The following is a 23,694-nucleotide window of genomic DNA, read 5'->3' as shown; positions in this document are numbered from 1 at the left end:
CCCGCCGCAACGTCAACGGCTGGCTTAGGCTTTACCACTTGTGGCTGTGGTGCTTTTTCGACGACTTTTTCCACAACTTTTGGCGGCTGCTTTTCTGTTGGCGCAGGCTCTAGCTTGGCAACCTCTTTTGATACTTCAACCTTTTCAGCTGGCTTTACGATCTCAACTTCTGGCTCTGGTCGTTTAACCTCAATACCATGTTTGGCACGCATTTCGTCATACAGCTTGGTTTGCGCCGCAATACGTTCCTGAGCTTTTGCCAGTAGTGCCATTTTCTTGTTATGAGCACGCTGGTAAATGAAAGAGTCTGGAATACCAGTATCAGATAAAATCAATCGCTCGGCTTGCACATCCAACTCATTCATCTGGCTTTGCGTCTGCTGGATAACGAAGTTTTTCTCTTCTTGCTCTTTCTCCAAAGAGTAAAGCACCGCGTGGTCTTCTGCTTTTAGCTCCGCTAGCTCAACGTTTTGACCAGCAACCTCAACCGGAATGTTTTTAACAAGCGCTTTGATCTCTTCTGGGCTGCTATCTTCATCCACCAATACAGATACTGTTGCAGTATTGGTTTCGTAATCGACTGAAGTTTTCACCTGATCGTCTTGAGAGTAATCCACCTGCTTGGTTTGAGATGAAACCTCACCCTCACCCCATGTCTTGATTAGATCGGTTCTTCGCTCATCGAGGTTGTTAGTATATTCATCACGCCAAGCTTCGTACTCATCCAGATAAGCATTAACGTAAGCATGAAACTCTTTGATCTTGTCTTCTTGAGACTGGCTTGCTTTGGCAACAGCATTGTTTAGCTGCTGCTTTTGTTCTTCTGACACAGCAAATGCCTGAGAACTAATAGCTGCCGAAATAACTGCAGCTAACACGGTCTTATTGATCATTTTGTACATAGTTCACTCCCAGAGTGTATAGAGACAAAAGGCCACTCAACTGGCGGCCTTTTTCACTAATACTAATCGCGGTTCCGTTCGCGGTTATTTTTTCAATGCGTCGAACGCCGCCGCAAGGTCTGCTGCCGCTTTCTCATTGTTGAATTGGTCCCACAAAGCAGAATCTTCACCACCAACTTCATCAATTACTTTGTTCATATTCGCATCGTATGCAGCTTGGTCCATACCGACTAGAACGTACAGGCCACCCGTTGGGCTTGCTTGGCTTACGATAATGCGGCTGTTAGTAAGCGTTTTATTCACGACTGTCTTAGTGATGTTCTCGAATGTCTCTTGAACATCTTCAGTCACTAGCGTTACACCCTCTGCTGCCGATGTAGAAATCACACCTTCAGTAGCCGCTTGGAATAGGTTGCTCACGTCAGTTTCAAACTCAGCTGCAAGGTTTACACGAGCATCATTGACTGCAACTTTTCGCATAACGCTCATACCAGCTGCACTCTTCTTGGAGTAGCCTTTTGCCGCTGCAGCGATATCGCTTGGTATCACGTCACAAATCCAACCAGGCGCAGATACGGTAGGTGCATCTGGGAAAGTACATGGAGCGAAGTTTTGCGCTTCCTTAACCGTCGCGTTGTTGCTCTGACAGCCAGCTAGAACTGCTACTAGTGAAGTTGCAATAAGTAGTTTTTTCATTTTTTAATTACCTGACTATTTAAGCGTGCATTCTATATCTGCCCAGTGACAGCCTTCTGGCACCATTTTGCCTAAAGAGCCTTTTTGAACTTTAAGAGCTGTTTCTTCGTCAATCGACACCCAAGAATAATTTGGTGTCACTGCGTTGTGTTCATTGTTTACAACATGGCCGGTACCAATAGGGAATATTTCCGTATCGCCTTCCATTGACTTCATTGCTTTTGAAAACAATACCTCAGCCCCTGGTGTGACCTTTTTATTCTTACCCATATTTAACTTCACCATGCTGCCGTGTTGGCACTGACGAAGCTCGGATACATGAGCACTTGCTGCCAACATTTGCTTTAAGTCATAGGTATGTTCAACCGCTTCCATAGCCGCTTTGCTAGCTAGGCTTTGATATTGTCCAATTGTGATTGGACAATCAGAACTGCGCTCTTCTACTGTAATTTGCTCATCACCTTCCATTTCAAAGCGTTTAAGCAATGTCATACTTGGGACTGAAACCACTTTCGTGACTGCTTTAACATCAACCTCGAATCTACATTCAGCTGGGTAATATTTCACTTCACCATCATCCTTAGTTTTCTTACGAGCTTCTTTGTACTTGTAAGTAAGGTCTGATGCCGTTATTTCAGTAATGATTGCAATATCTGCTACCGACGCTCCTTTGGTGTTGTATCGGCCACTTTGCTCGGCGAACATTAGCTCTTTCTTAAGCTTATTAGCTAAAGTACGATCGACCAATTCTGCACCGGAGCTGGAAATCTGACTTTCAAGCTCATTTCGCATTGAAGAAATCAGCTTTGTTCGCGCTTCATCTTGAAAAGAAATATCTGGCGAAAGTACGATAACTTTAACGTCTTCTGTTGATGGGATAGTTACGTCAGCTTGCTCAATTTCGACGCGAGTATCAGGTGTGCAAACCTCTACAGGCGTACTCGAACAACCAGTCAAGATAGTAAGTACCGCACTAGCCATTAACGTTTTCTTTAACATATATTCTCTCCCGAATATGTTTATTTTATTTTTCTAGGACTAGAGGTTCGCTATTTAATTAAGCCCAGCGCAGTCCAAATCCCTTTCTCTTTTATTTGCTCATCAAAGTGGCGAGCAGCCCCTTCGTCGGCATATTTGTAGCTAGTTACAGAATTTCCTGTAGAGATAATTTCACTACGTGACACTGTTTTAGATTTCTTATTTATAATTTTGACATTAGAGACCAAGGTTGAAATATACGCGTCTCCGACTTTGTTTCTTCGACGCTCAGAATCCACTTTCAACACATGAGTTTGGTTTTTGTTCTTTGAAGTTGAGGTCGCGATATTGAACTCTGATAACTGGTTCCCCAGCAGTTCAATTGCTTTTCTTGACTCTCTATCTGAAGAGAGACGGATGTTAATTTGGCTGCTTAGTTTTTGGTGTATAATAGTCAGCAGTTCGATTGCGCTGATGTCAGCTTTATAACTAGGCTTCAGAGATGAAAGCATTGCGATACGCACAGAAGCATCGTGTTCAGTTTGATAAACACTGCGATTGTCTAACCACCAAAGTAATTTATCTTCGTGAGAAAGCGCATCAAGTTCGATTTGAGATTTACGGTTTAGATCTTTTATTTCGCGAATCAACTGTTGAGTCACGAGTGACTTTTTCACTCTTACTTCGACAAACGCACCAAGATCATTCTCTTCCATTTGTACATATTCGATACCATTTAAGGTCAAGGATTCAGTCTTAGTATTAACTTTGTTATCAACTAGACTATTTGAAAAACCCTTACCATTGGTTTCTCGAACGGTGTCTCTCATGTAAAAAGACGACTCGACTTGAGTCCATAACTTTTCGTTGATGTTGTTTACAGCAATTTTTTTAGCATGAGACAGAGTTAGCGCTTGAGAAACTGCATAAATGTACTCGTCACTGTCTACTTTAGGCTTTAGATACCATTCAGGTTTTGTAGATTGACAGCCAGAAAGAACAAGCAACGCGAATAGCGCTATGAAAAAGCGAACTATTTTTTTATTTGAAGACATTTGGAACCAACATCGAAAAAGTTTGTCGCAATCTTATATCCTCAAAATTAAACATTCAAACGACCAAATTTATAGTTTGATTCATTTTTGAGCCAAATATATTTATTTTCTATTGATCTCACACATCAAATTCATACAAAACCTCCGTTAATTAACAAAAAAGACAATACAAAGCCTTGATTTTTAGGCAATTAATGTAAATTATAAATTACACAATAACTCTTTATTTTCCATTGATAAAAACGTGAACAAAGTCTTAAAAAAACCGAATTTCGGTTCAAAAAATACACATAACTTTGATTAAAAAAGTGATATTCATTCAATAAAAGTGAGATACTGATCTCAATGACAAATTTGATATTAACAGCAGATTTTAGTCTCTACCCTAAATAAAGATACCAGACAGACACTCGAAAAAATGAAATTCCGTTAATCACAACAATGTTAATAAATCACTATCGCGCGGGATTTACAGAAATGAGCTGTCTATTTCTCATGCCAATACTGATAAAAATGAAAATAAGGTCTAATTAAATGGATATCAGAAATATAGGCCATTAGCGGATAAATAAAGATGGGAAGTAGATCTTGTGGGAAGATAAATTATTTTTAGTTTCTATTTAAATCGAACCAAGAAACCAAATAAAACACCAACAGACAATGAATCCTTATTAAAAATAACCTTCATAGACAGAAAGTACAGATACCACCTTAAGGGTAGTTTCACTTTTATCTATGAAGGGTTTGAGCATGTCTTTCTGACTATTTTAGCGCGAGTAACTTGTCCGTAAACTCGGCAAAACCATATCCGCCAGGTTGAGTCATCACAACGACTGGATGGTGTTCAAGGCGTTGCCAATAGTGCTGAATGTTAGATACCCCAACGCTATTTGATAAGGCTTCAAACATATATTGGTCGTTCATCGAGTCACCGACATAGCAACTACGCTCAAGTATCTCTTGGTCAGATAACCCCTTCTCTTTAAGAAAAGCGGTCGATGTCGCTTTCTTAGAGTGCTCACCATACCAAGCATTGATGTGAATAGAGCTTGCTGTCGCATGTGCACCTAACGCGTGAATCTTAGAGACTATCTCTTCGATAATGGCATCGTCGACTTTAGGACGGTTTTGACCGATATCGATTGCCACCTCACACAGGCGGTAAGACTGATCCAGCGTTAAACTGAGCTCTGGGTAATCGCCCAAAATAGCCAATACTTGTTCTTTCAGCTTACTCTGATTGGCACTGACTTCTGGCAAAGGGATATCAGAGCGCAATGTCAGATAACCGTTTTTCTTTTCCATAATGAACGCGCCGTTCTCGCCGAGAACCGCATCAACAGGCCACAACTGAGCAATGTGATCACACCACCCTGCACATGCGCCCGTTACCGCAACTACTTTTTTCCCTGAATCACGTAGCTTGCTTAACGCAATCAAGGTTTCAGGAGGCAATTGACCTTGCCACGTTAAGGTGTCATCCACATCGGTTAACACCCAATCTATCTTTTTCCAATTTTGGTTCAATTCATTCGATACCGAATTCATTTCTACACCTCTAAACAATCAATCACTAAACAGTGTTAAAGCAAATTCGGTAAAAACATCACTAAGCTTTCAGAGAAAGTCAGCAACATCAGAACCGTAAGTAGTGCTAGCAACAACGGAGCCACTTCTCTTACGAAGTCGACAATACGAACTTTTAAAATCGAGCAAACCGTAAACATCATCGAACCAAATGGCGGAGTCACACCACCAATCATGATATTCACAATCACAATAATGCCGAAGTGAACCGGGTTAACGCCTAGGTTAAGCACAGCTGGCAATAGTAATGGCGTGAGTATGATCATCGCAGCACCGCCTTCGATGAACATGCCAACCACTAACAGCAGTACGTTAATCAACAACAGCAAGACGAGCTTGTTGTCGGTAAGTTCAATCAACGCAGACGCAACATTGTGTGGGATCTGCTCTAGCGTCATGTAGTAACCAAAGACCATGGCACCGATAATGATGAACATGACACTACTGGTGCCTTGCACTGTTTCACGCATGATCAGCGGGATATGGCGGAAGCCCAGTTGACGATAGACAAAGATGCCAATAATCGCGCAGAGTAATACAGCAATCGCACCCGCTTCAGTAGGCGTGAACAAGCCAAAACGCATGCCTAAAATAATGCCAAATGGGATCAACAGTGCCGGAATCGCTTTCAGGAAATAATGAAAGCGCTCTTTGGCAGAAGCTGGCTCAGAACGCGACGGTTTGTAACGACGTTTGCGAGCGATGAACGCGATCGTCACCATCAGCGACAGCGCCATCAAAAATGCCGGAACGTAACCCGCAATAAACATTTGATGGACCGACACATTCGCTAATAAAGCAAAGATGATTAGGTTGATACCCGGTGGAATCACAGGGCTGATACTTGATGAAGCAGCTGTTACAGCGGCCGTGAATGGTAAGTCGTAACCACGCTTGGTCATCTCAGGAGCAAGAATCTTAGACTGCATCGCCGCATCCGCATTGGCAGATCCAGAGATACCGCCCATCAGAGTACTCAATGCTACATTCACTTGAGCAAGGCCACCGGTTTTGTGACCAATCATAGAATCAGCAAAGGCAAGTAAGCTCTTACTGATCCCCGCATAGTTCATCACCGAACCCACCATGATAAAGAACGGAATAGCCAACAACGGAAAAGACTCAGCAGAGCTAATAAAGCGCTGCATAACCAAGCTCACCGGAATAGAGTCATTGATAAAAAGAAAGTAAACCATCGCTGATGCGATCAGAGAAAACGCGATGGGGATATTCAATAGAAATAGAACGAACAGAATAAGGATTGGAAGATAGCTTTCCATAAATCGTACCTACTTAGAAGAGCGCTTTAGAGAAGCGACATCGCTCGCGATAAATCGAACGGTGTGGATCGCCATCAATGAGAAACAAAGCAACAACACGCCATTGATAACAAAATATGATACGCCCATGACTGGCGTTACCTTGTTAGATAACATGAGATATTGATAACTCAGAACTGCCATTAAGAGGTTCAGAGCCAGTAGGAAAACGGAAACACATAGCCTAAATGGGATTTTTGCTTTTTCTGGCAACATGGCAACCACCACGTCCACACCCATGTGAAGCTTGTGTTTGTAACAGGAGCTAATCCCTAAGTAGACAGCCCAAATGAAGCAAATAACCGACAACTCTTCGCTCCACGGGACAACAAAGCCAAATCCATAACGCAGGACGACGTTAACGATAACAACCAAAACGGTGATCGATATAGCGATAGAAGCGAGGATTTCTTCAATATTTTTCAATAAAAACAAAAGACTTCTCCAGCGAAATACCGAATACAACGTGGGTATTTCAGGAATAAAACGGCCTAAGAATAGTTAGGCCGTAATCATTAACTAATTAATTGACGTATGCAGGATTACTGTGCAGCTCGGATCGTTTCTAGCTCTTTCATGATCGTCGCGTGTATACCTTCACTCCAGCTTGGGAACTGGTTGTACACATCTGCCGTCAACTGGTTGAACTCTTCAGAATTCACTTCATTGAAGGTAACGCCTAGCTCTTCAAGTTTCTGAGTGTATTCAACATCCAATTTAACTAGCTCAGCAGTGTTAGATTCAGCGCCAGCCTCTAGCTCTTCGTTGATGATCTGTTGTTGCTCTGGCGTAAATTTGTCCCAAAGCGTTGGTGAAATGTAGATACCCACTGTGCCAAGGAAGTGCTTAGTCAAAGACATGTTCTTAGCCACTTCGTAGATCTTGGTTGAGTACATTGTCAGGATAGAACCTTCAAGACCGTCAACAACGCCTTGTTGAACACCTGCATAGGTCTCAGGGAATGGAAGAGAAGCTGGAGCTGCGCCCATTGCTGAAAGTGTGCTAATGAACAGCTGACTTTGTGGAACACGAATACGCATGCCTTTCATGTCATCAGAGTTAACGATCTCTTTATTGGTGATCATGTGGCGGAATCCAAACATGTAGTCTGCATTCAGTACTTTGATGCCTTTCTCTTCCGCTTTAGTCTTAAGGCCAGCGACGAAATCAGTGTCCATCATCGCTAAGTATTCATTGTAGGTGTTGTACAGCATTGGACCTGCAAGTGCAGCAAAGTCAGGCACGTAATCACCTAGATAAGTCAAATCCTCTACGGCAATCCAGTTGGCACCGTTAACCACTTGTTCCAAGTTATCTTTGTAAACAGGCAATTGGCCACCAGGGAAAACTTTAATGTTTACCGAGCCATCGGTTCTTTCTCGAATTTTGTCGGTCGCTTTGATTAGCTCTTGTGTAAGCAGCTCATTTTGAGTGAACACAAGGCTCATGTTGATCTTGATCGGCTCGTCTTTAGCTTCAGAACCAGCCTTGTCAGCTTCACCACAACCAACAAGCAGCGTTGCCGCCATAATTACTGTACCTAATAGCTTTTTCATTTTTTATCACCTTTATGTGGCTATCGTTTTCTAAATATAGAGGGGGTTATTAAGTTTTCGTAGAGTATGTGAGTGAATTATTACATTCATATGAACATTAATCTTACCGACTTGAACATTGTGAGTATAAGGTCTCACTATTGTATAAACTCTGTACAACACCTTTTAGCTAGCTCTCATTTAAAATAAGTAGATATAGCGGATAGATAATAAATCTGTAATAAAGTAGAGCTACTGTTTCCTGAGTTTTCAAATGAACATCGAGATTGAATTATGATCACAGGCCACCGCGGTGCCGCGTCTTTAGCACCTGAAAATACGTTAGTGAGTATTGAACAAGCAGCGAAAGCTGGTGCTAAATGGATTGAAATTGATACCCAGTTGAGCGCTGATGGCATCCCTATGCTTTTTCATGACAAGACAGTCAATCGTTGTACTAACGGAACGGGCAATATCGCCGATTTAAACTTAACCACACTCAAGACCTTAGATGCTGGCAGTTGGTTTGGTAGCGAATTCGCGGGGACAACGATTCCTACTTTGAGTGAAGCGTTCGACAAATGCCTAGAACTTGATGTAACTCTGAACCTTGAGATCAAAATTTACGACGATAAGGCTATTCAGCCTCTAGTTGAAACAGTGATCGCACTGATTGAGCAAAAGCAGTTCCCTATTGAAAAACTGCTCATCTCAAGCTTCAAAAAAGAGGCGCTAAGTCTTTGCCAACAGATGATGCCAGAGGTTAAACGTGGTTTTATCTGCGAAGTGTGGAACGATTTCAGCCTAGAATCCCTTCAATCACTTGATCTTTACAGCATTCATATCGATCACCGCATTCTTGATGAGAAAATAGCAAAAGCAATCAAAGCTTCAGGCGCGGTTCTGAAAATATGGACACTGAACGATCCTCAATTGGCGGCTAAATATTTCAACCTTGGTGTCGATAACATCATCACCGACGTACCAAACCAATTTTAGTGAGCTTCTATGGAACTGAACCATCGTCAGAAAGAAATACTCGCAACGCTTAAGGCTAATCAAGATATACAGATCGACCACTTAGCCGAGCTTTTTTCTGTTACCACTCAAACCATTCGTCGTGATGTAAACCACCTGTGCGAGCAAGGCCTAGCACGAAGAGTGCACGGAGGCGTTAGCTTACCCACAACGCTCACCAACACGAGCTACCGATTCCGTGCTGGTGTTGAGTCAGAGACAAAGGACAGTATTGCGATGGCGGTTGCCGACGCGATACCTGAAGGTTCAACCGTCATGATGGGCATTGGTACGACCGTCACTCGAATTGCGCAGTATTTGTTGGCAAAGCCCGCGTTACGAGTGATCACCAATAACCTACAAGTGGCCCGTATCTTAGAAGCAAACGAGCAAATTGAAGTGTATTTGGCCGGTGGTTTGTTCAGACGAGAACACCAAGACATGGTGGGCAGTAGCGTGGTCCACTTCTTTTCCGATTTTGAAGCTGACATTGGCATCTGTGGGTGTGGCTCAGTAACAGACAGTCATTTCGCTATGGAACATGAGCAAGTTGAGGCTGACCTATCCAAATCAATCATAAAGAACAGCCGTGAAAGCTGGCTTGTCGCGGATGCCAGTAAATGGGGACGCTTTGCCGCTCTAAAGGTAGCGTCACTGAATGACTTTGACCGCATATACACCAATAGCAGCCAATTACCTTCGGAGCTAAACATACACTTAGTAGAAGAGAATGCTCATACTTGAATACAACAAAGCCTAGCATCACAGCTAGGCTTTTTTTGCTTAAGACAATTGCTCTTAATTAGCGCTACAGACCAACAAAGAAACTGATCACCAATGCGTTGATCAAATCAACAAAGAAACCACATACTAATGGCACCACAATGAATGCTTGTGGGCTTGCGCCATATCGATGAGTTACTGCCGTCATGTTCACAATTGCTGTTGCGGTCGAGCCTAGAGTGATACCACCGAAGCCTGAACATATCACCACAGAATCGTAGTTTCTTCCCATCAAGTAATAAACGACAAACACAGTAAACAACAGGGAAAGCAAGATCTGGATACTCATGACAACAGAGATATAGCCAAACAGTCCATCGAGATCCCAGATACGCAACCCCATCAATGCCATGGTCAAGAACATGCCTAAACAAATATCAGAGATCATCGCTAAGCCTTTGCGGCCTTGAGCGATTTTCTCTTGTGTACGACGTTTCTTAAACAGTGCGCGACCAACGTTTCCGATTAGGATACCTGCGATCAAACAGCTAACGAATAACGGCAGTTTTAGGCCCATCGAGTCGATAACTTCACTCAAGCTGTAACCCAGCATTAGTGTTAAGTTAAGAATCAACCACGCCCACAGAACGCCGTAGTGGCTAAGCTCTGTTTTTGTTTCACTCTCTTGGAATGCACCAACCGTAACCTCTTCTTCATTAGAAGGGCTTACTTTGTGTTTATTGAGCAGGTAGTTCGCAATCGGACCACCAATCACACACGCTGCAATTAAACCAACCGTGTTTGAAGCGACACCAAGTTCGAGCGCGTTAGCAATACCAAACTCTTCCACAAACATTGGCGCCCAAGCTAACGTTGTGCCTACGCCGCCTATCAAGCTAACAGACCCAGATAGCAAGCCTGCTTTCGCATCCATTCCAAAGCCAGAAGCGACTGCCATTCCGACTACGTTTTGCAACACGATAAAAATGGCAGCAAGACACAGTAGGATGAACAACGGTCGCCCGCCTTTAATCAGTGTTTTAATATCCGCTTGGAGCCCGATGCCAGCAAAAAAGTAGAGAAGCAAAAAGTCTCTGACATCTAGGCTAAAAGTGATTTGGATTTCAAAAATATAGTAAAGCGCCGCTACGGTCGCTGCGCAGACAAAGCCACCAATCACAGGCTCTGGCAGTGAATACTTTCTTAATACTTCAGATCGCTCGATCAAACCTTTACCGATAAACAGTAATGAAATCGCGATCGTAAAAGAGAGCATTGGAGAAACTAGGGTTTCTGTCATGAGGTTATGGATTCCTAATAGTTAGATTATTCATAATATTGCGTACTATTAATAATCTAGGTTCACGCCAAAAAATCAAGCGATTGTCTATGATAAAAACACCTAATATGGTTAATTCTGCGACGGTATTAATAGAGATTATAACTATAAAGCAATGATTAAAGGAACGGATATTAGGGAGGTATACAGATGAGGTGGGATATAGAGGCTCTAAAACGAGAAAACCCCAGCATTTCTGCTAGGGTTTTGAATAGTGGTGGAAGGATGGGGATTTGAACCCCAGATACGCTATAAACGTATACTCGCTTTCCAGGCGAGCGCCTTAAGCCACTCAGCCATCCTTCCACAAATTGTGTGTTGAGCATGTCACTCAACGAGGCGCTACTTTATTGATTCTGCTTGCTTTGGTCAAGGGGCATTCTCAAAAAAAGTGCCTTTTTCGGTTTGTTCGATTACAAATTAACTCATTAGATCAAAAACAAACCAAATTTCATTCTTTCGCTGCACTTACGCTTGTTGCTTTTCTTAAGCTTGTTGATAGTAGCCAGGAACTCGAAACCATTTACGACACATATCGAGGAAGTAGCCGTAAAGTACGCCCATACCGCACGAGATAACTGCATTACTGGTGACAGCCGTAACGATCTGGTCGCCTGAAGCACCCACTGCCAACAAAATACCCGCATACACTGGAGACTGGAATAACACGTATGCCATCAAATCAGACAAGTTTTTCATCAATGAGCTTTCTGAAAGTTTTGCACCATTGCGTAAGAACCAATCACGAAAAACGCCATAAGGCCAAGCGATAGCAATGTTTACAGGAATAGATAACGTTCGAGAAGCAAGAGATTGCTCAAACGTCATACCAGAAATAAACACTTCTACGATCATGCCAGAAATAAAACAGAAAACGACCATAGCAAATGTATCCGCAGCTGCGTTTCGAATACAAAATGGACCACGAGACTTCATTGACGACAAACCTAAAATATATCACTGCTTAATTAGTGATTTAGTAACATATAAACAAGGCACATTTGCACCTCACCAGATAATGTCGCTATTAAATCACAAGATTAGTAGTCATACACTCCAAATTAAAAATCAAGTTGTAAATTAACAACCAAAAACCACTTTAAAAGCAGTCACTTTCACCAAAAAATCCAACCAAGGTCAAATATTGGACAGTTCGTCATTTACTAACCGTAATTAAACAACATTTAAGCCATAGGTAGATTTACAGTAATGATATTAATGACATCTTGTGTAGGTGGTGATCCTAAAGCAACCTGCTCTAACGCTTTATCGACTTGTTCAGTAAGTTCCGCGTTGTTCATAGCTTCAACGTGGACACGTAGGCTCTCTAGTGCAAATTGAATCAGTTCTAGGTTGTTGTCTTCTAGCGCCACATACAACGTCACTAACAGCTCTTCAGTGTTATCTTTGTTGCGAAGATCAGGTTTAGGCAGTGACTCGCTTTTACTTTTCGAATCGTGTGGTTTTACGTCTTGGCTTTCGAGCTCATCCGCTTTTACTTCATGGTATTGATAAAGCTTATTTGAATAGCGGAACAAGGCATCATCCAGTTCACGCTCGTCAATCGGCTTAGCAATAATATAATCCACACCTGCCCCCAACATACGCTCACGAGTCTCTTTAAAGACATCAGCCGTACAACCAAACACCAATACCGATGACACATCGCCTATCAAAGCACGAATAGCAGTGGTTGATTCAACGCCATCCATCACAGGCATATGGTTATCCATGAGCACCAAATCAAAGCGCTCAGCAACCACGGCTTGTATCGCAAGTTCACCGTTTTCGACGCTCTTACAGGTAAAGCCTTTACTGCTCATGAAGGCTTCAATGATCACCGTATTCGTTCGGTTGTCCTCGACGATCAGTACCTTTAAGCCAGAGTAGTCCAACTTCTTATGTGGCAAACTCTCGATTTCTCCTGGCTGACATGGCTGAATCTTCAAGCGAACATCAAAACTCGTGCCTATCCCTTCTTCACTGGTGACGGTAATACTGCCATCCATCAACTGGGCAATTTTCTTCACAATCGCGAGGCCAAGGCCAGTACCGCCAAAACGCCTTGTGGTCGAAGACTCCGCTTGTTCAAACGGTTTAAAAATACGCTTCTGAGCTTCTTTAGAAATACCAATTCCGGTATCACGAACTCGAATGCTCAGATAGGTGTCACTCCCCTCTACAACTTCTTTCAGGTACACCTCAACAAAGCCTCTGGAGGTGAACTTCACCGCGTTGTTCAATAGATTAAACAAAATTTGGCGAAGGCGAGCTTTATCTGAGAAGTACCAACGACCCGAAGTCACCTCAGAGTACACTTTGAATTGAAGCCCTTTCTCGGAAGACAATGTGTAGTAAACACTGTTAATACTGCCGATGATCGAATCAAGCGGGAAACGCGTTTCATCAAGATCCAACCTGCCCTGCTCGATCTTCGAGAAGTCTAAGATCTCGTTGAGTAGAGTCATCATATGATCGCCGGACTCATACAAGCTCTTAAGATGCTTCTCTTGTTCAGAATTTAGAGGCGTTTTTAATAGGATTTGAGCGGTACCCAATACCCCATTCATCGGAGTGCGAATTTCATGTGACAAGGTCGCAAGGAAAGCGGTTTTTGCATTGGTGGATGCTTGAGCTTTAACCTTTTCCGCTTCGAGATAAATGGTCTTTTCGTTGAAGGTTTTAATCAAATGGCCGATTTCGTCATTACTCGGGTAATCCACATCAATGATTTCGCCGGCTTTCGAGCTATCAACCTGTGCTGCAATCCTTGTGATTGGACTAATCAAATAACGGTTCAATAAGTAATACCCCGCCATGACACAAAGTAGCAATAGCGGAACAATACCGCCTTCAATGCTCATCACCTGACGAAACACTTCGTCTTCTACTCGTGATTTGGAGTTCACCACATCCACTTGCCAGCCGAAATCACCAAATTGATTGCTACTGATGTAAATGCCTTCAACGAGATTAAAGTTATGCGAAACCAACACTTGGTTAAGCTTATCTCTGAGCGTAATGCCAAGGTTGTATTCTTCGGCGTGGTTCTTGATAAAACCAAGCAGCTCTTCGAGCGAGAGATCCACCGTGGCAACACCGGCAAAAGTACCGTCGTAATAATAAGGGGAAGACGCCGTAATCATTCGAACGTGTGTGTATGGGTCGATATACACATCGCTCCAAGAGATCGTTCCTTGTTTTTTGTTGACGACAGAGGTGTACCAATACTCTTCTTGATAAGGGGCATTTTTGGGGTTGTTGTAAGAATATATCTGATCGATTCTTCCATCGTCGGCTTTATTAAAAAAGTAACTGTTGAGAAGCTTTTTAGAATCGAGCGCATAAGGTTCAGGCCAAATACCGGCACTGACAATTGTATCGTCGCTCGCCGCCAACATGGACTTAAATAGCGGAATAACATCATCACCGTTACGATGCGCTTGAACAAACCCAACGAGACTGTCTACGAAGCCTCGAGAACTACTGAGTGGCTCTGTAATCAATGCGGATAACAGTTGCGTACGCAAGTCGAGGTTTTGTTGTAATTTGGCGCGCACAGGGGATTCTACGACGTAATACGTCACACTACCGACAATGGCAATAAACATCGCAAGGTATAATCCAAGCGCTACCATGCTTTTTTTCTTTAAAGACGACCGTATCTGCATAATTCTTTTATTGTTTTCTTTTCTGTTAAACCTAGTGTTTATCATCCATGACATCAAGCCTTTTTAGATTGAAGCTTGATTGGCACAAGTTCATTGGTACTATAAGCGCAAATATGTTCCCTTTTACGGTACCTCACTTTGACTTTACAAGATATTCTTGCGCTTCCAGAGTTGGAAGGAAAGCTAATCACAGAACACAAAACAATGGGCTTTGTCACTGCAATGGCAGCGGCACCGAATGTGTTAACCCCGCATGAGTGGCTACCGTTCTTATGGGGTGGCGAAGAAGTCGCACCTTTTACGGATGGTGAACAGCTAGAAAGCTACATTGAAGTTATCATCGAGCTTTGGAATAAAACCCGCCCAGAACTGATTGAAGGGACTTGGGTTTGGCCTGAAGCTTGTCAATTAGACGAAGAAGAAGTGGTGAACACTGCCGCTCGTGATTTTTGTGAAGGCTTGCTTCAAGGCTGGCAGATTGCTCGCGACGATTGGGAAACACTAATGCCTGAAGAGAGCGAAGATAACGCACTCGTTGGCGGTGTCCTGCTGTCACTGAGCATGCTTTACGATCCAGAAACGTCAATTGCTACGCTTGCAGAGCAAGGCATCGAAGGCCTAGAGCAGTTCGAAGAGATCTTTAACGCTGTTCCTGTGATGCTTTGCGGACTAACGCAGCGTGGCATTGCACTGGCTGAAGCTCAATAACAGTTAGCTTTATACAAGCCAAAAGGCCTCATTATGAGGCCTTTTTTAGTTTTCAGACGAAATAAAATAGTCGCTTTAGAAGCCTTTCCAATCGAAGTCATCAATTCGCTCATCAGCAATATAAAACAGCTTAGTGCCACTGCTGACCACTTGATCTAACTCTGGGTTGAGTTCAATACCGCTCCCCGTATCAATGGCGATCAGAGTTGCTTGATACTTCTCTTTAAACACTGAGAAAATAGGCGCGACGGTGACAGACTCAGCGTCTTCAGGGAAATACGTTGAATACTGTGTCATGCCTCTTGTTGAGCTCAATAATTCTTGGTGAAGCGCACTGGAACCTGGGTCTACCGCAGCCTTTGCTAGCATCTCAGCACCCACCGCTGGAATACATTCTGAGTTAGGGCAATGCTTGTGTAACAAATCGCTCAGCGCTTCATCTTTAAAGTAAACAAGAAGGTGCGCTTTAGGGTTTCGGTTGGCACAGTAAAGCGCCGCAGATAACGTAATGTCGTCTTCTGGGTTATCAATCAGGATGCAACTTGCAGACTCAATGCCCGTTTTCTCCATCTCTTTGCCATCGGTGTAGCTGTTTACTTTGACGAAATTGATTTCACCGGGTAACGGGTTCTCGATATCTGAACGCGTACATAGCACGATTGGTCGTTTACCCGTTTCTTCGTGTTGTAGCATGCGGATGAGATGAATGGTTCTTTGCTCATTCCACCCCAACATCAAAATGTGGTTGTCCACTCTAACTCTCCTTTTTCCTAGCAAGCCCGCTCGCCAATATTCAACACCTTCTGTCGCCACTTTACCGAGCAACGCGGCAAAAAGGCTCAACCCGCCTGGAATCACAAATAGAATAACGATCCACTGCCCCGCTACCGTGGTCGGTGATAAATCACCATAACCAACCGTAGAAGCCGTCACCACCAAGTAGTAAGCGAATACGGTAACCGAACTGGTTAAATCTGTTTCACCCGCCAAATACAGCATCGACCACGATAAAGCGATGTAGCCAAGAAAAGTGAACAGTAAGTTTTTGCCATTCAAAACAAAGATGTTTGCTTTGATCCAGCGTTTGAGTTGTAACCAGATTATCATTCGAGCCTCTAATCTTTTCCTCTTACTTACATGCTAGAAAAAATACGCGATATCAACAAGATGTATCATCAGAAAAAGATACATGACCACAAGATTGATATTGGCGGCCTATACGCAGATGCAAAAAAACCAGCACTATTGGCTGGTTTTTTTATTGGTTAGATAAAAGAACGACTTACGCGTTACCTTTTACCTGCACATTTAACTGCTCTGCAAAATCTAGCATGCGGTTCAATGGAATAAGAGACTTCACGCGTAATTCGTCAGAAACGAAGATTTCGTGTTGCTCACCACCATTCTCAAGCGCGTTTTCAATCGCTTCAAGGCCGTTCATTGCCATCCAAGGACAGTGTGCGCAGCTACGACACGTTGCACCAGCACCCGCTGTCGGCGCTTCAATCAGCTCTTTTTCAGGAACCAATTGCTGCATCTTGAAGAAGATGCCTTTGTCTGTCGCAACAATCATCTGTGGATGAGGCAGCTCTTTTGCTTTCTTGATCAGTTGGCTTGTTGAGCCTACAGCATCAGCCAGTTCAACCACGCTTGCTGGTGATTCTGGGTGAACCAAGATAGCCGCTTCTGGGTATACCGATTTCATTTTCTTCAAAGCATCAGCTGAGAACTCATCATGAACGATACACTCACCTTGCCAAAGCAACATGTCAGCGCCAGTTTGATTTGCGATGTAAGAACCTAGGTGACGGTCTGGCCCCCAAATAATGGATTTGCCTTCAGCGTCTAGGCTTTCAACGATTTCTAAAGCGATGCTCGACGTAACTACCCAGTCTGCACGAGCTTTAACAGCTGCAGAGGTGTTCGCGTATACAACCACAGTGTGGTCAGGGTGAGCATCACAAAATTCTGTAAATTTGTCAGCTGGGCAGCCAAGATCAAGCGAACATTCAGCTTCAAGTGTTGGCATTAAAATGCGTTTTTCAGGAGTAAGAATCTTTGCAGACTCACCCATGAAACGAACACCAGCGATGATCAAAGTGCTTGCTGAGTGACGGTTACCGAACTTAGCCATCTCTAATGAATCGCCAACGAAACCACCAGTTTCTTCTGCCAGAGCCTGAATTTCAGGATCGGTGTAGTAGTGTGCAATTAGAACTGCATCTTTTTCTTGAAGTAGTTTTTTGATGTTTGCGATGTGGGCCTGTTTCTGAGCGTCGCTCAATGGAACTGGCTTAGGCGGAAACGGGTAAACTGTATCGATTTTATCTAGTATATGACTCATTGCTCTTGCTCTACGCAACTTCTTCCGAGAATCCGAGTATTCTACACAGGACAGCGATTGGGATCAAAAAGGATTGGTTGCAAGCGGTGACTAGCTAATGCTTAAAACGCATAAACAAGGCGATGTGTTGTCATCACTAGCAAGAGAAGTAAACACTAAACGGAAGTGAACAGGTATAAAAAAGAGGCGCCTAAGCACCCCTATTTTGGTTATAAGTGGGTTTTGGCCACTTTAGCCGAAGCACTGTTTGGGTGCTCGGTTACGACTTGTTGGTAATATTTCTTAGCTTGCGTCGCGTTGTTGTTGCGCGCTGCTATGTCACCAAGCTTAACCAGTGCATCTGCTCGCTTATTTGAGTCTTTGTAAGATACAACAGCGGCAAAACTTTTCACGGCTTCTTTATCTTGCTTCTTAGCAAAATAAAGCTGACCTAACCAGTAATGAGAATTAGGCGTGAAGGTAGAATCTGGGAAGTCTTTTTGAAACTTTTGGAATGCAGCGATAGCACCCGTGTAGTCTCGTTGCTTTAGAATCATATCTACAGCATTTTGATAAGCAGTTTGCTCATCCACATCAGTACTGAACGTACCAGAAGCGTCTTTAGAGCCTTCGCTCGCCGCCACTGCTACCGTTGCTGTTCCTGCTGCTTTCACCTCGCCTCTTACGCGATCCAGTTCAATGAACAGTTCACGCTGACGCTCTAGCATTTGCTTCATATCGTAGCTGTTTCGTTCCAGCTCACCACGAAGTTCACTGATCTCCAGTGCCATGTCGTCGATTTGCTGTTGCATTTGAAGCTGAACGAGATTGCGATTTTGAAGCAGGCGCTCTAAACGCTCAATATCTGATTCGTTAGATGCTGATCGAGAGGAAGATGATGAATTGGTTGCGGTGCTATTGAGATCGGATACTGGAGCTGGTGCAGCGAACGCGGTGTTCGCTGCACTTGCCAGTAACGAAAGCAAAATGACTCGCTTTGTGTTACTGAACATGAGGCAATTCCTCAATTATATAGTCTACTAAAATTAGTAAACTAGTACTGCGCGACGGTTTTTAGCGTACACATCTTCAGATTGACCTAGAAGAAGTGGCTTCTCTTCACCGTAGCTTACGATAGAGATTTGGTCAGCTTGAACACCTAGAGCTTGTAGGTATTTCGCTACAGCTTGTGCACGACGCTCGCCAAGTGCGATGTTGTACTCAGGAGTACCGCGCTCATCAGCGTGACCTTCGATAGTAACGTTCATGTCAACGTTCTTAACTAGGTATGCTGCGTGAGCTGCTAGCATTTCTTCGTAATCGCCAGCGATAGTAGAGTTATCGAATGCGAAGTAGATTGTTTGAGTTTCACGTAGCGCTTGCTCTTTAAGCTCTTGCTCAGACAGTTGACCGCTAGCGTCAATTGGCGTTACAACAGTTGTGTCTACATTGCCTTCTGAACCTGAAGTTGTTTGGTTGCTTTCAGTACCAGATGTTGCAGATGTTGCTTCATCAGTTGAGCTACATGCCGTTACTGCCATCACTGGTAGTGCAATCATCAAGCCTTTAAGAACTTTGTTAAGTTGCATCTTTTTTTCCTTACGTTATCAAACTTAGTTTCTACAGCGACTAAGAGTGCTATAGATAGTTAAATGCCACAATAGTTAACACTATCAATAGCTAAAAGAATATGTAATTTTCCCTAGAGGAACGGTGACCATGCAGGCGCTCTTACGCGTCCGTTAGTTGCCGGTAATCTAGCTTTAAAACGTCCATCGATAGAAACCATCGATAGTACATTTGTTTTGTTGTAAATAGAGCTATAGATAACCATACCTCCATTCGGTGCAATACTTGGAGACTCATCTAACAATGTTTTTGTTAGTACCTGAACCGCACCGGTTTCCAAATCTTGCTTAGCCAAGTTAAAACCTGAGTTGCTGCGATTCACCATGATCATGAATCGACCATCAGGAGTGATCTGGCCACCTAAGTTTTGGCTACCTTGCCAAGTAATACGAGAAGTCGAATTATTGGACAAATTTACATTATAAATCTGTGGTTTACCACCACGATCCGATGTGAAAATAAGAGACTTGCCATCTGGGTGCCAGAATGGTTCAGTATTATTCGAACGGCCGCGGGTAATTTGAGTCAGCTTACGGCTAGCAAGGTCAAGTGTGTACACCTGAAGGCTGCCCGTTTTCGACAATACCAATGCCAATGTTTTACCATCTGGCGAGAATCTTGGCGCACCATTGTGACGAGGGTATGACGTCACTTTCTCACGTTCACCCGTGTAAATATTCATGATGAATATTTCAGCTTGGCCATTCTGGAAGCTCACATAAGCTAGCTTTTTGCCGTCTGGTGACCATGCTGGAGACATGAGAGGCTGCTTAGAACGAAGTACTAAACGCTCGTTAAAGCCATCGTAGTCAGCAACACGAAGTTGATACGGGTACTTGTCTTTATCGTTCACTACCACGTAAGAGATACGAGTTAAGAACGCGCCTTTCTCACCAGTTAGCTCTTCATACACTAGGTCTGAGATACGGTGTGCGTACTCTCTCAAGCGATTACCAGGAACCGTAGCCTTCTTATTGAATAGAACGTGATCTTTAGAAAGCACTAATTGGCCTTCATCACTCAGCGCACGACTTTGTCCTTTGGTCAGTTGACCACGAACAATATCGATCAATTGGTAATTCACCACATACTGCCCTTCGGCATTTTTAGTGATACTACCGGTAAGCAATGAGTCAACACCTAGGTTAGTCCAAGCATCAAAGTTAACCTCAGTTTCGCTGTAAGGCGTTTGAGGCATTTTGCTTGTCGCAACTGGGCTGAATTTACCACTGCGCTGTAAGTCAGAAGCGATAACCGCTGATACATCGTGTGGCAATGGCTCTGAGCCTTCCCAACGGAAAGGTACAATAGCGATAGGTCTTGCAGAGTTAATACCGTCTGTAATAACCAGCTCCAGCGCTGCATGTGCAAACTGGCTGCTTGTAGCTATTAAGAAAACAAAACTCAGTAATAGTTTCTTTAACACAAGTTCGTCCTTTTACTCTGGTGATACAGTTAAGTTAATGTCTTTCAGTGAGTTCACAATGTCTGGGTCTTTAGGCAACGGGTAAGATTGTACTTGTGCCACCGCACGCTTGGTTGCTGCACATAAACGGCTATCGCCATCTAAGATACTCAAACTACCCAATATCGCGTTAGAGCCCGTTGGAATCAGCTTAAGGTTCACTCGACATGAGCGTCCTCGATAGCTGTCTTCTAACAACAGGTTCTGTTGAATCAGTTGGGTATAGATAGCCCCGTAACGTTGCGCTTCATCAGTGATAAATTGTTGTCTTGCTGAAGAGTTTTGAGTCGCTTCAGTTTCAAGCCCAGCAAAGATATCGTTCAATGCGGCTTCTTGTTGTTTACGCTCTTTTTCTGCTTTTGCTGCAGCTTCTTTTGCCTTACGGGCTTTCTCTGCTGCGGCTGCCGCTTCTTTCTCTTTCGCTATGCGTTGCTTTTCCGCGAGTTCAGCGGCTTCTTTCTCTTTACGAGCTTTGTCTGCTGCCTCTTTCGCTGCTTTTTCTTTTGCCACGCGTTCTTGTTCAGCTTTTGCGATTGCCGCTTCTTTGGCTTTACGCTCGTTCTCGGCTTTCACTAACGCAGCTTCTTTTAGCTTACGGTCAGCTTCGGCTTTAGCGGCTTTCTTTTGCTCTTGCTGTAAACGCGCTTCTTCAGCTTTGCGTTGTTTCTCTTTCTCAACTCGACGCTTTTCAGCTTCACGAGTTGCTTTAGCTTCTTTCGCTTGCTGTTCTTTTAGCTTGCGAATATTTTCTTCTTCAGCTTTACGATTCTTTTCAAGTCGTTCGCTTTCACGTCTTAGTTTGTCAAGACGCTCTTGCTCTTTCTTGCTTGCCGCTTCTCTTTGTTGACGAATCTGTTGAGCTTGCTGGCGAACCAACTGAGGATCAATCACCACAGCTTGAACCATCTGCCCTGTAGGCTTTGGCTCTGACATCGTGAAATCCGCCCCCCAAATGAGCGCAACGAATAAAATGACGTGCAGCCCAAGAGAAATAAGAAGCGGTGATCTGAAATTATTGGATTTTTTATTATTCGCTTTCATGAATGCTACGGAGCTATTCCCTTATATCCGTTAAAAGGCCAACCTTTGGCACACCTGCACGGCTTAATTCATCAAGTAATAAAACCACTTCAGCGTATGGCGTTGCGGCATCACCACCAACCGCCACTGGAGAGTTTGGCTTCAGAGACAACTCGGCTTTCACACGGACGATAATATCTTCCATTGATAAGCCACGCTGTACTTCTTCGTCATTCACGCTCAAGCCAAGTTCACCGTCTTTGTTCACTTCAACGATGATGAAACTTGCATTGTCGTCACCCAGTAGGTCTTGTGCCGATTTAGCCGTTGAAGCCTGAGGCAATTCAACGTCAACGCCTTGAGTAACAAACGGCGAAGTCACCATAAAAATGATCAGCAAAACAAGCATAACGTCGATGTAAGGTACAACGTTAATCTCTGCTGTCATTTTGCGTTTTTTAGGTTGGTATCCAGCCATCTATTATTCCCTGCCAGCCATCGCTTGACGGTGAAGAATACTGTGAAACTCTTCAGAGAAAGTCGCGTAGTTGTGTTCTAGCTTGCCTACTCGGCTGCTGAAGCGGTTGTACGCCATTACCGCTGGAATCGCAGCGAATAGACCCATTGCTGTTGCGATCAGTGCTTCTGCAATACCAGGAGCAACCATTGCGAGCGTCGCTTGCTTCACTTCACCTAATGCGATGAATGAGTGCATGATGCCCCAAACCGTACCAAATAGGCCGATGTATGGGCTGATAGAGCCAACGGTCGCCAAGAAAGGTAAGTTAGTTTCTAGTTCATCAACCTCACGAGCAACGGCAACGCGCATCGCACGGCCAGTGCCTTCCATAATGAAGTCAGGTGATGTTGCATTCGATTTACGAAGGCGAGCGAACTCAGTAAAGCCTGCGTAGAAAATTTCTTCAGTACCAGAAAGCTCGTCTTTGCGTTTGTTGCTCTCTTGGTACAGTTTTGCAAGATCAACGCCTGACCAAAATTTGTCTTCAAACACTTCTGTTTGTTTAGAAGCTTGAGATAACACTTTACTTCTTTTTATGATCATCGCCCAAGAAACAACAGACATGCCCATAAGAGTCAGCATGACCATCTTAACTAGTAAACTAGCTTCTAAAATTAGGCCTAAGATTGAGATTTCAGCAGTCACTATTCGTTAGCTCCGTGAGAATAAATGTTGGCATTGCTTTGGGTTTCATTTTTTGATTATCGATACATGCTACCTTAACCATTGCTTTACACAATGCCTTGCCATCAGGATTTACGATCTCTTGACAGAAGACCAAGGTAGCTCGCTTCAACTCGTAAATATTTGTAATGACTTGTAAAGAATCATCAAGACGCGCGCCTTGAATAAAATCAATGTCCATATGTCGGACTACAAAACCGATGTTTTGTTCTAACAATACTTGCTGAGAAACGCCAATTGAGCGCAACATCTCAGTTCGAGCGCGTTCGAAAAACTTAAGATAGTTTGAATGGTATACAACGCCACCCGCATCGGTGTCTTCGTAATACACAGTCACTGGCCACGTAAATAGCTTAGATAATCCCTGCAATTTGCTACCACAATCCAAAACGATAAAGATCTCACTATAACCTAACTCCTTATCATTAATAGTATATCGCTGTGAATTTTTTGATTTGAGAGACGAAAAAAAAGGCCATCTGTATAAGATGACCTCTTTTTGGCTAAAAACCCAACAAGTATA

Annotated in this window: 22 protein-coding genes, 1 tRNA gene and 1 pseudogene; 3 read left to right on the top strand and 21 right to left on the bottom strand. The window is 43.5% G+C overall.

The genetic code is table 11. From position 1 onward, the window contains the following. The 8 genes and pseudogenes from A6D97_RS22265 to A6D97_RS20340 all read right to left on the bottom strand — a co-directional run. Nucleotides 1-902 (bottom strand): annotated as a pseudogene (locus tag A6D97_RS22265) (murein transglycosylase); the annotation flags it as partial. An 84-nt stretch (nucleotides 903-986) separates the two neighbouring features. Next, the gene (locus A6D97_RS20370) at nucleotides 987-1,598 is read right to left on the bottom strand and encodes a lipoprotein (protein WP_017072104.1); all 612 of its coding nucleotides are present in this window, start codon (nucleotides 1,596-1,598) and stop codon (nucleotides 987-989) included. A gap of 15 nt (nucleotides 1,599-1,613) precedes the next feature. Next, nucleotides 1,614-2,597 (bottom strand): hypothetical protein, encoded by a 984-nt coding sequence (locus tag A6D97_RS20365; RefSeq protein WP_029236521.1) that lies wholly within the window; start codon nucleotides 2,595-2,597, stop codon nucleotides 1,614-1,616. A gap of 50 nt (nucleotides 2,598-2,647) precedes the next feature. Then, nucleotides 2,648-3,631, bottom strand: coding sequence for an LPP20 family lipoprotein (locus tag A6D97_RS20360; protein WP_065585140.1), 984 nt, complete (start codon nucleotides 3,629-3,631; stop codon nucleotides 2,648-2,650). A 762-nt stretch (nucleotides 3,632-4,393) separates the two neighbouring features. Then, nucleotides 4,394-5,179, bottom strand: coding sequence for an HAD-IIB family hydrolase (locus tag A6D97_RS20355; RefSeq protein ID WP_017062047.1), 786 nt, complete (start codon nucleotides 5,177-5,179; stop codon nucleotides 4,394-4,396). 35 nt (nucleotides 5,180-5,214) lie between these two features. Continuing rightward, on the bottom strand, nucleotides 5,215-6,498 hold the full coding sequence (locus A6D97_RS20350) for a TRAP transporter large permease (RefSeq protein ID WP_065585139.1): 1,284 nt from the start codon (nucleotides 6,496-6,498) through the stop codon (nucleotides 5,215-5,217). 9 nt (nucleotides 6,499-6,507) lie between these two features. Next, nucleotides 6,508-6,972, bottom strand: coding sequence for a TRAP transporter small permease (locus A6D97_RS20345; RefSeq protein ID WP_065585138.1), 465 nt, complete (start codon nucleotides 6,970-6,972; stop codon nucleotides 6,508-6,510). 107 nt (nucleotides 6,973-7,079) lie between these two features. Further along, entirely contained in the window at nucleotides 7,080-8,093 is a 1,014-nt protein-coding gene (locus tag A6D97_RS20340) for a C4-dicarboxylate TRAP transporter substrate-binding protein (RefSeq protein WP_065585137.1), read from the bottom strand. Between the two features lie 273 nt (nucleotides 8,094-8,366). On the opposite strand from A6D97_RS20340, the gene A6D97_RS20335 reads away from it, so the two are divergent. Then, on the top strand, nucleotides 8,367-9,071 hold the full coding sequence (locus A6D97_RS20335) for a glycerophosphodiester phosphodiesterase family protein (RefSeq protein ID WP_065585136.1): 705 nt from the start codon (nucleotides 8,367-8,369) through the stop codon (nucleotides 9,069-9,071). A 9-nt stretch (nucleotides 9,072-9,080) separates the two neighbouring features. Continuing rightward, nucleotides 9,081-9,833, top strand: coding sequence for a DeoR/GlpR family DNA-binding transcription regulator (locus tag A6D97_RS20330; RefSeq protein WP_052879051.1), 753 nt, complete (start codon nucleotides 9,081-9,083; stop codon nucleotides 9,831-9,833). Between the two features lie 64 nt (nucleotides 9,834-9,897). On the opposite strand, the gene gltS is transcribed toward A6D97_RS20330, so the two are convergent. From gltS to A6D97_RS20310, 4 genes are all read right to left on the bottom strand, one after another. Continuing rightward, nucleotides 9,898-11,112, bottom strand: coding sequence for a sodium/glutamate symporter (gene gltS / locus A6D97_RS20325; protein WP_017062061.1), 1,215 nt, complete (start codon nucleotides 11,110-11,112; stop codon nucleotides 9,898-9,900). 254 nt (nucleotides 11,113-11,366) lie between these two features. Continuing rightward, nucleotides 11,367-11,457 (bottom strand) — tRNA-Ser (locus tag A6D97_RS20320). A gap of 180 nt (nucleotides 11,458-11,637) precedes the next feature. Next, entirely contained in the window at nucleotides 11,638-12,087 is a 450-nt protein-coding gene (locus tag A6D97_RS20315; RefSeq protein ID WP_017062062.1) for an L-alanine exporter AlaE, read from the bottom strand. Between the two features lie 248 nt (nucleotides 12,088-12,335). Further along, complete coding sequence (locus A6D97_RS20310; RefSeq protein ID WP_065585135.1) at nucleotides 12,336-14,789, bottom strand: hybrid sensor histidine kinase/response regulator; 2,454 nt, start codon at nucleotides 14,787-14,789, stop codon at nucleotides 12,336-12,338. A 171-nt stretch (nucleotides 14,790-14,960) separates the two neighbouring features. Here A6D97_RS20310 and A6D97_RS20305 point away from each other — a divergent pair, with 171 nt between their 5' ends. After that, the gene (locus A6D97_RS20305; RefSeq protein ID WP_065585134.1) at nucleotides 14,961-15,530 is read left to right on the top strand and encodes a UPF0149 family protein; all 570 of its coding nucleotides are present in this window, start codon (nucleotides 14,961-14,963) and stop codon (nucleotides 15,528-15,530) included. Nucleotides 15,531-15,605: 75 nt separating this feature from the next. Here A6D97_RS20305 and A6D97_RS20300 read toward each other — a convergent pair whose 3' ends face one another. The 9 genes from A6D97_RS20300 to ybgC all read right to left on the bottom strand — a co-directional run bounded on the left by A6D97_RS20300 (nucleotide 15,606) and on the right by ybgC (nucleotide 23,559). Further along, on the bottom strand, nucleotides 15,606-16,637 hold the full coding sequence (locus A6D97_RS20300) for a potassium channel family protein (protein ID WP_017063519.1): 1,032 nt from the start codon (nucleotides 16,635-16,637) through the stop codon (nucleotides 15,606-15,608). A 175-nt stretch (nucleotides 16,638-16,812) separates the two neighbouring features. Next, nucleotides 16,813-17,874 (bottom strand): quinolinate synthase NadA, encoded by a 1,062-nt coding sequence (gene nadA, locus A6D97_RS20295; RefSeq protein WP_065585133.1) that lies wholly within the window; start codon nucleotides 17,872-17,874, stop codon nucleotides 16,813-16,815. A 209-nt stretch (nucleotides 17,875-18,083) separates the two neighbouring features. Further along, nucleotides 18,084-18,866 carry a tol-pal system protein YbgF gene (ybgF, locus tag A6D97_RS20290; protein WP_017072257.1) on the bottom strand — a complete coding sequence of 261 codons (783 nt, stop codon included), beginning with the start codon at nucleotides 18,864-18,866 and terminating at the stop codon, nucleotides 18,084-18,086. 33 nt (nucleotides 18,867-18,899) lie between these two features. Beyond that, nucleotides 18,900-19,442, bottom strand: coding sequence for a peptidoglycan-associated lipoprotein Pal (pal, locus tag A6D97_RS20285; RefSeq protein ID WP_065585132.1), 543 nt, complete (start codon nucleotides 19,440-19,442; stop codon nucleotides 18,900-18,902). Nucleotides 19,443-19,555: 113 nt separating this feature from the next. Continuing rightward, nucleotides 19,556-20,908, bottom strand: coding sequence for a Tol-Pal system beta propeller repeat protein TolB (tolB, locus tag A6D97_RS20280; protein WP_017062070.1), 1,353 nt, complete (start codon nucleotides 20,906-20,908; stop codon nucleotides 19,556-19,558). Nucleotides 20,909-20,920: 12 nt separating this feature from the next. Next, nucleotides 20,921-21,988: a cell envelope integrity protein TolA gene (tolA, locus tag A6D97_RS20275; protein WP_017062071.1), complete on the bottom strand. Its 1,068-nt coding sequence runs from the start codon at nucleotides 21,986-21,988 to the stop codon at nucleotides 20,921-20,923. Between the two features lie 13 nt (nucleotides 21,989-22,001). Then, a complete protein-coding gene (tolR, locus tag A6D97_RS20270; RefSeq protein ID WP_017062072.1) occupies nucleotides 22,002-22,445 on the bottom strand; it encodes a protein TolR in 444 nt (147 codons plus the stop codon). 3 nt (nucleotides 22,446-22,448) lie between these two features. Then, nucleotides 22,449-23,132, bottom strand: coding sequence for a protein TolQ (tolQ, locus tag A6D97_RS20265; RefSeq protein ID WP_017062073.1), 684 nt, complete (start codon nucleotides 23,130-23,132; stop codon nucleotides 22,449-22,451). After that, a complete protein-coding gene (ybgC, locus tag A6D97_RS20260) occupies nucleotides 23,122-23,559 on the bottom strand; it encodes a tol-pal system-associated acyl-CoA thioesterase (protein ID WP_017062074.1) in 438 nt (145 codons plus the stop codon). Before ybgC ends, tolQ begins: the two co-directional genes overlap by 11 nt. Between the last annotated feature and the right edge of the window lie 135 nt (nucleotides 23,560-23,694).

It is taken from the genome of Vibrio sp. ZF57 (genome assembly GCF_001691235.1).
GTDB lineage: Bacteria > Pseudomonadota > Gammaproteobacteria > Enterobacterales > Vibrionaceae > Vibrio > Vibrio crassostreae_C.
The sequence above is the reverse complement of the archived record's forward strand: the minus strand, read 5'-3'. Positions and strand labels throughout refer to the sequence as shown.

Excerpts from the sequence above, each read along its gene's own strand:
- A6D97_RS20370 (WP_017072104.1), bottom strand. The coding sequence starts at position 1,598 with ATGAAAAAACTACTTATTGCAACTTCACTAGTAGCAGTTCTAGCTGGC.
- A6D97_RS20365 (WP_029236521.1), bottom strand. The coding sequence starts at position 2,597 with ATGTTAAAGAAAACGTTAATGGCTAGTGCGGTACTTACTATCTTGACT.
- A6D97_RS20360 (WP_065585140.1), bottom strand. The coding sequence starts at position 3,631 with ATGTCTTCAAATAAAAAAATAGTTCGCTTTTTCATAGCGCTATTCGCG.
- A6D97_RS20355 (WP_017062047.1), bottom strand. The coding sequence starts at position 5,179 with ATGAATTCGGTATCGAATGAATTGAACCAAAATTGGAAAAAGATAGAT.
- A6D97_RS20350 (WP_065585139.1), bottom strand. The coding sequence starts at position 6,498 with ATGGAAAGCTATCTTCCAATCCTTATTCTGTTCGTTCTATTTCTATTG.
- A6D97_RS20340 (WP_065585137.1), bottom strand. The coding sequence starts at position 8,093 with ATGAAAAAGCTATTAGGTACAGTAATTATGGCGGCAACGCTGCTTGTT.
- A6D97_RS20335 (WP_065585136.1), top strand. The coding sequence starts at position 8,367 with ATGATCACAGGCCACCGCGGTGCCGCGTCTTTAGCACCTGAAAATACG.
- A6D97_RS20330 (WP_052879051.1), top strand. The coding sequence starts at position 9,081 with ATGGAACTGAACCATCGTCAGAAAGAAATACTCGCAACGCTTAAGGCT.
- gltS (WP_017062061.1), bottom strand. The coding sequence starts at position 11,112 with ATGACAGAAACCCTAGTTTCTCCAATGCTCTCTTTTACGATCGCGATT.
- A6D97_RS20315 (WP_017062062.1), bottom strand. The coding sequence starts at position 12,087 with ATGAAGTCTCGTGGTCCATTTTGTATTCGAAACGCAGCTGCGGATACA.
- A6D97_RS20310 (WP_065585135.1), bottom strand. The coding sequence starts at position 14,789 with ATGGTAGCGCTTGGATTATACCTTGCGATGTTTATTGCCATTGTCGGT.
- A6D97_RS20300 (WP_017063519.1), bottom strand. The coding sequence starts at position 16,637 with ATGATAATCTGGTTACAACTCAAACGCTGGATCAAAGCAAACATCTTT.
- nadA (WP_065585133.1), bottom strand. The coding sequence starts at position 17,874 with ATGAGTCATATACTAGATAAAATCGATACAGTTTACCCGTTTCCGCCT.
- ybgF (WP_017072257.1), bottom strand. The coding sequence starts at position 18,866 with ATGTTCAGTAACACAAAGCGAGTCATTTTGCTTTCGTTACTGGCAAGT.
- pal (WP_065585132.1), bottom strand. The coding sequence starts at position 19,442 with ATGCAACTTAACAAAGTTCTTAAAGGCTTGATGATTGCACTACCAGTG.
- tolA (WP_017062071.1), bottom strand. The coding sequence starts at position 21,988 with ATGAAAGCGAATAATAAAAAATCCAATAATTTCAGATCACCGCTTCTT.
- tolR (WP_017062072.1), bottom strand. The coding sequence starts at position 22,445 with ATGGCTGGATACCAACCTAAAAAACGCAAAATGACAGCAGAGATTAAC.